The sequence below is a fragment of the Rhodoblastus acidophilus genome (assembly GCF_900187365.1).
Taxonomy (GTDB): Bacteria; Pseudomonadota; Alphaproteobacteria; order Rhizobiales; family Beijerinckiaceae; genus Rhodoblastus; species Rhodoblastus acidophilus.
Genome location: NZ_FYDG01000012.1, coordinates 92,386 through 102,316, shown reverse-complemented (window position 1 = coordinate 102,316; position 9,931 = coordinate 92,386). Strand labels below are relative to the sequence as shown.

The window sequence follows — 9,931 nt, the reverse complement described above, 5'->3', positions numbered from 1 at the left end:
TAGGCTAAACACCCGAAAGCGTCAACCTACCCTAAACCCGAAAACGTCCCCACCCGGCGACCTAGCCGGCCAAACCACGAAGGTCTAGAGAAGACAAGTCAGCGTCCGCCGCCAGTGACCGGCAGCGACGCCGTCGATGTCCGGCTTATAAGGCGAGACCACCGAAAACGTCAACTCCAAAACGACAAAAAAATGAAATAAATCTGAAATTGTAATAAAAACAACAGGATACGGCAGGGGGCGCGCCCGAAGCGCCCATCAGGATTTGTCAGCCTCAGGGGCGTTCAGGATTTGGAGGGCCAGCTCGTGGACGCGTTTGTCGCCCGCCGCGACGATGGCGCCTCCCTTGGAAGGTTCTCCTCCATCCCAGGTGGTGACGATCCCGCCAGCGCCCTTGATGATCGGAATGAGCGCGACGATATCGTAAATGTTGAGCCCGGCTTCGACCACGAGGTCGATTTGGCCGGCGGCGAGCATGCAATAGGCGTAACAATCGCCGCCGTAGCGCGTGAGCCGCACTTTGCTTTCTAACGCCTCATACCGCGGCCGCAACTCTGCCGGAATGAGCTGCGGCGAGGTCGTCATCAGCGTCGCGCGCTCCAGTTCATGGCAGGGCCGCACGCGCAGCTTTCGAATCGTCTTTTCGTTGCCGCCGTTATACCCCGACCAGAACGCAGCGTGTCCGTCGCCGTAGAAGCGTTCGCGGGTGAAGGGCTGATTCATCAGTCCATAGCAGGGCGAGCCCTGGTGAAGCAGCCCGATCAGGGTCCCCCAAAGCGGCAGGCCCGATATGAAACTTTTCGTTCCGTCGATCGGATCGAGCACCCAGACATATTCGGATTCGGCCTCGCGCGAGCCGAATTCCTCGCCGATCAGGCCGTGGCTGGGAAAGGTCTGCCCGATCACGCGACGCATGGCGGTTTCGGCGGCGCGGTCCGCCTCGGTCACCGGATCGAACACGCCGCCGACGTTCTTGTCGTCGAGCGCGAAGGCGGTGCGGAAGAACGGCATGATGGCTTCGCCGGATACCGTCGCCAGTCGCTCCACGAAAGGAATGAAATCAATCGCCGTCATGCCGCTCTCCCGATTGGATCGATCAGAAATGCCATGAACCGCGGCCTGAGGCCAGCACTGGAATTCCTGGATGCGCCTTTTTGCGGCGCGGCGCGTGCGAATCGAATCAGAAAATTTAACGAAGCGTGACGATCTGAAAGATGCGAATTTATTGCAATTTGCTCGGGGCCCATAAGCTCGACAATGCGCCATGCCCGCCGCGACCCGGTCTGCCCCTATAAACCTGAGCAGGAGAGAACCGACGGTCTTTTTCCTATTCCGCGGCCTGCCTGGGCGTTGCGCGCGCAAGTGGTTGCGTTGAGGCAAGTGTGGCGACCAGATGGGCCATATCGGCTTTAACCCGTTCGAAGGCGGGCAAAAGTTCAAAAGTTTTCTCGTCCATATACAGCGCGCGGTTGATCTCGATTTGCAGCGCGTGATGGTTCCGCGCACGCGCCGCGTAATGTTCCGTGATGAACCCGCCGGCATAAGGCTTGTTGCGTGCGACGCGATAACCCAGCCCCGAGAAGAACGCGTGGACCTGATGTGCGAATTGGGGGTCGCAACTGGCGCCGTACCGGTCACCGATCACAATATCCGCCGCGACCGGTTCATAGGGACGATGAGCGTTGCCCGTCGGCATGCGCGAGGGCATCGAATGGCAATCGATGAGAATGGCGACGCCAAACTTCGCCCAGGCGCGCTCCATGAGATGTCGGAGTTGCGCATGATAGGGACGATGAACGGCCTCAATCCGTGCGAGCCCCTCTGACAATGGGATTTTTCCGGCGTAAATCGCATGCCCCTCCGAGACGACGCGCGGGGCGACGCCCAAGCCTGCGGCGACGCGCAAGGTGCATTTTGCATGCGCCGGCGGCGGCGGATCGAACAGTTTTGGATCGAGTTCGCCAGCCTCCCGGTTCACGTCAAGGTAAGCGCGGGGGTAATTGGCCTTAAGCAACGGCGCCCCATGAATGGGGGCGGCGGCGAACAATTGGTCAACGGCCATGTCTTCAGAGGATCGCAAGGCCTGCGGGGATAATCGCGACGCAGCGAGGAACTCGGGCGGATAGAATCGACCTGAGTGGGGCGACGAGAACACCAGCGGCGAGGTCAGCGCCGCCGGCTCCGCGATTTCGCACGGAGACGGGACAGGATTGTCATCGCACGGCGAAATCGCCTGCATGGAAGAGTCGCCTCGAACGCGGCTGTATGTTGTCAGGGAGACCCGCGACGGATCGCCACACCGGATAAATGAGCCTTGAGACGAAATTTGTCCACCTGCCGTTTTCCTGCCCAAAAGCTCGCGATAAGGTGTCTCGCTTTCTTTCACGGCAATTTATGGCAACCTTAATCCCGCTTTTCACTTGTTTTTTACCACGGTGGGTCTTTATCGACCTAAGAAAACGAGGGTGCCATGAACGACCGCATTGAGACTGGATCCATCAAAATTCTGCTGGCTGAGGACGATTCCGACATGCGGCGTTTCCTGGTGAAGGCGCTGCAGAACGCTGGCTATGCTGTGGTTTCCTTCGACAATGGCTTGTCCGCATACAATCGTCTGCGTGAGGAGCCGTTTGAACTGCTGCTGACAGACATTGTCATGCCGGAGATGGACGGTATCGAGCTGGCGCGCCGCGCGACGGAACTCGATCCGGACATCAAGGTGATGTTCATCACCGGCTTCGCGGCGGTGGCGCTCAATCCGGACAACCAGGCGCCGAGGCAGGCCAAGATTTTGTCAAAGCCATTCCACCTCAAGGATTTGGTCAATGAGGTGACGCGCCTGCTGGCCGCGTGAAGCTTCAGCAAAAATTCTGCAGACTTGAGGCTTGCGCTAACTGTCACGAATCGATATACACCCGTCACCCTTGACGAACCGAAACGGTTTGGGCGCGTAGCTCAGCGGGAGAGCACTACGTTGACATCGTAGGGGTCACAGGTTCGATCCCTGTCGCGCCCACCATTCCTAAAGCCCTGAGATCTCTGGATAATCCAGAACTCAGGGCTTTAAATTTTCTGGAGACAAGTTTCTCCGGGAAACGATTGCCGGTCATAGACGAAGGTTTCCAGCACATGCGTCTCGCGCAGGATCGAACCGCCATCGACCCGCGCGCCGGTCTGGACCAGCACGTCGTCGGTCAGCACGGCGTGATCGGGTGACAGCGGCAGGTCGCGGCTGGGAACGCCTTCGCCCAGCGCGCCGGCCTTGATGCGAACCGGATAAAAGTGGATTGGCTCGGCGAAACGCGCCGCAACTTTGGTGCGGCCCATCTTTCAGAGACGCAAGACGCTTTCGTCATCCGCCCAGTGCGCGGGCGCCTCGGTCATGTCTCCGGCCAGCGCCTGTTCAATCATCGCGCGCCAACTCTCTCCGGACATTTCAAGTTTGCCCCGGTGTCCGGCGATATAAACTCGCTCTTCCGCCCGCGTCAGCGCGACATATAGCAACCGTCGATACTCAGCCAGGTTCGCGTCCTTCCTCGCATCCCTCAGACTGGAGAACTGGGCGCAGTCCTGTTCCTTCCGCGGCGACCAAACGGGAAGCGGCCCGCTGGCCCCTCCGTCCACCGCGAAGATCGGCAGATCCAGCCGGGTTGTGGGCGTCGAGCAGACGTCGGGGAGAAAAACGATTTTCGCCTCAAGCCCCTTGGCGGCGTGAACGGTCATCACGCGCACCTGCCCCTCGCTGCTGTCCAAATCGCGCTTGATCGTCCCGCTGGACGATTCAATCTCGGTGATGAACGCCTGCAAGCTCGGCGCTGCGCCGCTCTCATGCGCAAGGGCCAGGTTCAGCAATTCGTCGAGAACGTCGCCGGCTTCAGGACCAAGCCGGGCGAGGATCGCTTTGCGTCCCCTCATCGGGCCCAACATGCGCGCGAAAAAGTCGAACGGCGTCAAAACCTCGGCCATCTGGCTCAGGAGGTCGAGCTTGGAGCAGGCCGCTTGATACGCCAGCACAGACGAGGCTTTCAGTTCGTCAATCAGCGCGCCTTCGCGACGCGGAGCCAAGATCAGCAAGTCCTCGTCGCTCAGGCCGAACAGCGGGGTCTTCAGGACCGTGGCGAGGTTCAGGTCGTCTTCCGGGAGCAGGGCGGCGCGCGCGATGGCGAGCAGATCCATCACCGCAATATGTTGCGCCAGTTGCAGGCGGTCGGACCCCCCTGTTGGAACGCCCTTTTCTTTCAGCGCGCGAATCATCGCCTCGAAAAACGCGTCGCGCCGCCGCACCAGAATCATGATGTCCCCGGCTTGAACGGGCCGCGCTTGCAAGCCCGTCCCGACAACTTCCCCCTCCTTCAACCATTTCGCGATGACGCCGGCGATTCGTCGCGCCGATGCGACAGCCGGATCGGTTTCATCGCGGTAGTCGAGCGGCAGCTTCCAGTTGCGGCTTGGCTCGCGGTCCTGCGCCGCTTTGACATCCCAGAGTTCGATGATGGACGGCAGGTCGCGCTTCCAGGCCTCATGAACGGTCGGGACATGCTCATCTCCGGCGTACAGGCCCCGGCTCCTTTCCGGCGTCGCAAAGACTTTGTCGACAGCGTCGAGGACTCCGGGCGCGGACCGAAAGGACAGGTGCAACTCAACCGGTTCAAAACAGGCTTCGGCCTCGCGAATCCTGCGGGCGAGGTCTCGACGCTTGGCGGAGAACAGGTCGGGCTGCGCGCCCTGAAAGGAAAAAATCGACTGCTTTTCGTCGCCGACGGCGAAAATCGTGCGCGGGCGTCGGGCCTGTCCCTCGCCGACGAAGAAATCGGCGGAAATTCGCTCGATGATTTCCCACTGGGCCGCCGATGTGTCTTGCGCCTCATCGAGCAGAATATGGTCGATGCCGTCGTCGAGCTTCCTGAGCAGCCAGGCGGACGAGGAGCGAGACAGCAAGTTCAAGGTGCGATCGATCATGTCGTCGAAATCGACGCATTGCAGGGTCGCCTTCAGGCGCTCGTAGCGGTCCTGGATGGCGTTCACGACGACGCTCAGGGCCATCGTCCGTTCGGCGATGCGCGCGGCGGCCAGCCGGTCCCAAAGCGCCAGAACGCGCATTTGGTCCGCCGCCAACGCTTCCAAAATATCCGGGCGGGCGTTGGCGAGCGCCTTGGTGAGCAGAACCGCCGGCGCCCCGTCTGTCTTTTTCATATAGACGGACGCCAGTGATTGAACCGCGGCGTCCAGATCGTTGGACCGCCATTGCTCATAGGCGTCGCGCAAGGCGCGGGCGCGCTTTTGATCGTTGGCGCCGCCCGTCGCCATGAAGTCCGCGAAGGCGAGCCACTCGTCCGGCGACAGCCCCTCCGTCACGATCGCTTTCGTCACCGCGTCGACAGTGTCGCCCGGCTCCGAACCCAGCGCGGCCCGCAGATCGCGTTCGGCCTTGTCCGAATTCAACGCCCGGAACAAGGCGCGTTTTTCCAGAGCGCTCTTGAAGAACTTGTCGAAAACGCCGCCGATCTCGTCGGTGATGCGGGCGATGGCCGAGGACAAGGCGGTGTCGGTTTGCGCGGCCGTCAGGACGTCGCGGCGGGCCTGATCGAGCAGCGCATCCCTGCGGGCGTCTTCGAGCACGCAGAAACTGGCGGGCACATTCGCCTCGAACGGCGCGATATGAAGAAGGCGCTCGCAAAAGGCGTGGATCGTCAGCATTTTCAAGCCGCCGGGCGTTTCCAGCGCCCGCGCGAACAGGATGCGCGCGCGCGCCAGCTCGTCCGGCCGCTCCGGTCTCGGTTCTCCAGTGGCGGCGATGGCCTCGCTCAAGTCCGCATCCGAGAGCGTCGACCAATGGGCCAAGGTGCGGAACACGCGCTCGGACATATTGGCGGCGGCGGCTTTGGTGAAGGTCAGGCAAAGAATCCGACTGGGCCGATTGCCGTTCAGGAGGAGCCGAATCACGCGCTGCGCCAGCACATGCGTCTTGCCCGACCCGGCGTTGGCGGCGACCCAGGCCGAATTGCGCGGGTTGGACGCCCGCGTCTGATCGCTTCGCGTTTTTTCGGGGATCGGGCGTTCGACGCTCATGCGTCGTCCGATGAGTCATTCGATCCAACCACCGACCACTCCCGCGTTCGGGCCAGATGGTCGTATTCGTTGAATCGCGAGGCGAATTGGGGAAACGGTCGCGCCGGATAGCCTCGGGCGGGATCGCGAAAATCGTTGAGCAAGCTCACAAGTTCGCAAAAATGTTCCGCCGTGAGATCCGCAAACTCCATCTTGTCCTTGGACCGCGCGCTGGGCTTGATTTCAACGGCCGCGGCCTTGGCGCCGCCGACCGGAATGTAAAAAGCGGCGGTTACGGGACTTGCGGGAATCTTCGTGAAGGCGCCGCGCTCGATCATCGCCGCCTCCAGCGTAAGCTGGGGCGAGAAGCCCGCCTGGATCTGGGCCATGGTCGGGACTTCCCCCGTCTTGTAGTCGCAAACCGCAATGTCGCCGTTCGACAGGATCTCGATGCGGTCAGCCTTGCAGGTCAGCCGAAAGCTCGCGCCGTCCCGCAACGGAATCGACAAGGCGCCGCTCTGTTCGACGCACAGCCTTTTCAAATTCGGCCGGCGCTCGGCCTCGAAGGCCAGATAGACGTCGAGGCCCTTTTCGAGACGCGGCCACCGAAATGTCGTGAATTCAGGATCGTCGAGCGCCGCGCCGAGTTTGCTCCTGACGAGATCGAGCAGGATTGCGCGCGCGTCGGCCGGCAAGGGTCCAACAGGATGGTCGCGGCAGAACTGCTCCAGGGCGGCGTGCATTTGGATGCCGATTTCGCGCGCGCCCGATTTCTCATCGAGCGAAGGCAGCCGCTCAAGCTGCAGGATGTGCCGGGCATAGATGGCGTAGGGATCGCGGCGCAGCGTTTCAATTCTCGTCACCGACAGCGCTTGCGGCCGCAAGTCCAGCGCGGGCTTTGGCTCCGGGCGCTTCAAGGGCGGCGCCGGCTCTGAAAGGTCCAGGCCGCGCGCCATGTCGAGCCAGCGCGCGCCGCGCGCGCGCAGCTCCTTGAACACTTCCGCGCCCGCCAAGGCCTCCATGCGCTGAAGAAAGCGAGAGGGTAGGGTCGGAGCGCCGCCGCGCTTGCGTGCGCGCGTCAAGACGACTTCCCGGGCGCCGAGAGCCTGGCAGAAATCATGCGCGGTTTGCCCGATGCGCCGGTCCACCGACGACAGACCGAGCGCCTCGCGCATTGGCCGGTTGAGCAGTGAATCGTTATTCGCCTCCGGCGGCCAGACGGTTTCGTCCAGACCGGAAAGAATGAACCGGGTGGCGCCATAGAGCCGCGCTTCGAGCAGGCCGAGAATTTGCAGACGCGGGTGTCCGCTCTCGGCGCGACGCAGCACGCGGTCGGCGATCAGGGCGTCGAAAAACGCCGCATAGGCGTCATGATCGAAAATGTAGCGGGGACTCGCGGCCTGCGCCAGTTCATCGAAGAACAGCGCCAGCGCCTCGCCCTCCTCGCCTGCGATTGAAGGGGTCGCGTCGTCGCAGCAGGCGAGGCCGAGCGCGGCGCGATGCGCCTCAATCCACCGGCTCAAGCTCGCGCGGCCCTTGATGGCGCGCAAGGGTTCGAAGGCGGCGTCCAGCTTGCCCGCGAAATCTTCAAGCGCCGCCCAATCGTCGTCGCCAAGACTTTTCTGGCGCGGATGCGCATCGCGCCGCTGCGCGGCCTCGCGCGCCGCTACGGCGGTCGCGCTCCAACTTCCGGAGAGTCGCACGCCAGAGCGGAGAACGCCGAGTTCAAACAGCCGCGCCAGCTTCCTGACCTCCGGCCCCAACCCGAAATTTGCGAGCGGATGGGCGAGAAAGGCGGCGCAGTTCGCCGCGCCTCCAGACAGAGCCTGCAAAATCAGCCGCGACGCGACGCCCGCGGGCGTCGAACCTAGGGAGACGCCGCCCGAATCGTCGATTTCGATGTTCCAGCGCAGCAATTCGGCGCGCACGCGTCTGGCCAGCGCCCTGTCCGGCGTGACGAGCGCGGTGACGCGGTCAGGGTTGTCGAGCGCCTCGCGCAAGCAAAGGGCGATCGCCAACGCTTCCTCGCGCTCGTTGGCCGCTTCGATCAGCGCGACATCGTCCAAAGCCGCTTTGAGAAAGCTGTCGTCGTGGCTGGCGCGCCATGCGCGCCATTGATGCGTGCTTTCCGCCGGGCGAAACGCCTCGGACAGGAATTTTTCGCGCATCGCCAATTGGGCCGGCGGCGCGCCCAAGGACACGACATCTTCGCGGGCGACGCCCAGAATTCGGGTGAGGCGCGCGAGAAAAGCTTGCGGATGGGTTGGTATCCGGGCGGATGGGCTATACAGCGCCGCAAAGGCGTCGGCGTCGAGATGAACGTCGAGGCCGGGAAGGACGACGGCGCCGCGTTTGGCATGGGCGATGGCGGCGAGGAGCTGCGCCGTGACGACGTTTGAACCCGTCGATCCGAGAGCCACGACCGGTTGATCCGTATGCCCTATGGTTTCGACAGCCACGGCGAGGGCGGCTTTCTGCCGCGCCGCGGGATCGACAAAGCCTCGTTCCTGCTGGATCTTTGGCCAGGCTTCGACGGCGATGTTCAGAAAATGCAGCGTGACGCGCCAATATTCGTCGAAATCGCCGTTGAGATTTTCGAGATTTTTCCAGGCGACGTCCTCAATGATCATTTCGTCGATCAATTGAGCCAGTTCGCCCGACAGCCGCCAGGCGTCGGAGGGCTGGGTTCCGACCAGAATGGTCTCGGGCGCATGCCGAACCGCGCCATCCTCGTCGATGGAAACGATCGCCTGTTTCAGCCGCGCCGACCAATTGAGGATCAATTCGCCGAGGATCATACGGCGTTCAAGTTCGCCGGCCGCGCGCGGCAGTTGCGACTGGAACAGGCTGTTAAGTTCGGACCCGTCGTCTTCCAGCGCGCCAAGCGGCAGAATCTTTGGCATGGACAGCGGCGAGCGTCCGCGCTGCCGCAGGAGTTCCAAAGCCAGCGCGCGCGCGGCGCGACGGGTGGGCACATAGATTTTTAGGTCAGCGAGCGCGAGCGGATCCGACCCCTGGCCGATCCCGGGAATCACCTCGCCTTGGGTGAGAGCTGCGACGAATGTTTCGAGAAACGGGCAGCCTGGCGCTATGTTGAATACACGGGGCCGCAAGTCGGATCCCTCGAATCTGGCGCGTCGGCGGAAGCGGTCGAGCCGTGCGCGTCCAACCGCAACGAGAACGCCGCCTCAGCCTGCTCGATCATGCCGATGGTTCCGACGTGCAACCATCGTCCCTGCAAGACCAGACCATAAAGCCTGCCGCGCGCGGCCGCTTCAAAAAAGAACGGCGCGAGTTTGAGCGGCGCGACGTCGCGGCCCTCAAAAAGCGAGGACTTGATCACGCCGACGCCGGCATAGGTGAAAGGAGCTTCCTCATTCAGGCCAGGCCGCGACAGCGCGCCGGTTGCGTCAATGAAGAAATCGCCGCGCCCCTCAGCCCCCAGGCTCTCGGCGCGGTTCGCAAGCAGCAGCAGGACGTCCATCTTGTCAGCGTCCCAATGGTCGCGCAGGCGCGCGACTTGCGGCGAGGGCGCATCGACCCACAAAGCGTCTGTGTTGCAGATGAAGAAAGGCTTGCCTTCAAACCGGTCCAAAACCTTGATGATTCCGCCCGCCTGATCCAGCAGGAGCGATCGTTCATCAGAAATTTCGATGGATGGGCGGCAGCGGAGTTTGGCGGTTTCCTCGACCTGATCCGCGAGCCAATGCACATTGACGATCGCGTCGTCGACGCCGGATTCGTCCAGACGATCCAGCATATGGTCGAGCATCGTCTTGCCGCCCACGCGAACCAGAGGCTTTGGCAGCGTCATGGTCAGCGGCCGCATACGCGTGCCCAGGCCGGCGGCGAACACAAAAGCCTTTTCCGGGCGCGCGTTCAT

Annotated in this window: 7 protein-coding genes and 1 tRNA gene; 2 read left to right on the top strand and 6 right to left on the bottom strand. The window is 62.6% G+C overall.

The window, feature by feature from the left end:
• Positions 1 to 258: 258 nt before the first annotated feature.
• Positions 259 to 1,074, bottom strand: coding sequence for a histidinol-phosphatase (gene hisN / locus CFB24_RS17630; RefSeq protein WP_088521951.1), 816 nt, complete (start codon positions 1,072 to 1,074; stop codon positions 259 to 261).
• A 253-nt stretch (positions 1,075 to 1,327) separates the two neighbouring features.
• Positions 1,328 to 2,239, bottom strand: a complete 912-nt coding sequence (locus CFB24_RS17625; RefSeq protein ID WP_088521950.1) for an N-formylglutamate amidohydrolase — start codon at positions 2,237 to 2,239, stop codon at positions 1,328 to 1,330.
• A 258-nt stretch (positions 2,240 to 2,497) separates the two neighbouring features.
• Here CFB24_RS17625 and cpdR point away from each other — a divergent pair, with 258 nt between their 5' ends.
• Positions 2,498 to 2,854: a cell cycle two-component system response regulator CpdR gene (gene cpdR, locus CFB24_RS17620; RefSeq protein ID WP_088521960.1), complete on the top strand. Its 357-nt coding sequence runs from the start codon at positions 2,498 to 2,500 to the stop codon at positions 2,852 to 2,854.
• A gap of 90 nt (positions 2,855 to 2,944) precedes the next feature.
• Positions 2,945 to 3,019, top strand: a tRNA-Val gene (locus CFB24_RS17615).
• Between the two features lie 44 nt (positions 3,020 to 3,063).
• On the opposite strand, the gene CFB24_RS17610 is transcribed toward CFB24_RS17615, so the two are convergent.
• Genes CFB24_RS17610 through CFB24_RS17595 form a run of 4 tightly spaced genes read right to left on the bottom strand, consistent with a single transcriptional unit; the run spans position 3,064 to position 9,931 of the window.
• Positions 3,064 to 3,327, bottom strand: coding sequence for a Hint domain-containing protein (locus CFB24_RS17610; RefSeq protein WP_088521949.1), 264 nt, complete (start codon positions 3,325 to 3,327; stop codon positions 3,064 to 3,066).
• Between the two features lie 3 nt (positions 3,328 to 3,330).
• Positions 3,331 to 6,069, bottom strand: a complete 2,739-nt coding sequence (gene addA / locus CFB24_RS17605) for a double-strand break repair helicase AddA (protein ID WP_088521948.1) — start codon at positions 6,067 to 6,069, stop codon at positions 3,331 to 3,333.
• Complete coding sequence (addB, locus tag CFB24_RS17600) at positions 6,066 to 9,161, bottom strand: double-strand break repair protein AddB (RefSeq protein WP_088521947.1); 3,096 nt, start codon at positions 9,159 to 9,161, stop codon at positions 6,066 to 6,068. Before addB ends, addA begins: the two co-directional genes overlap by 4 nt.
• Positions 9,137 to 9,931, bottom strand: coding sequence for a nucleotidyltransferase family protein (locus CFB24_RS17595; RefSeq protein WP_088521946.1), 795 nt, complete (start codon positions 9,929 to 9,931; stop codon positions 9,137 to 9,139). Before CFB24_RS17595 ends, addB begins: the two co-directional genes overlap by 25 nt.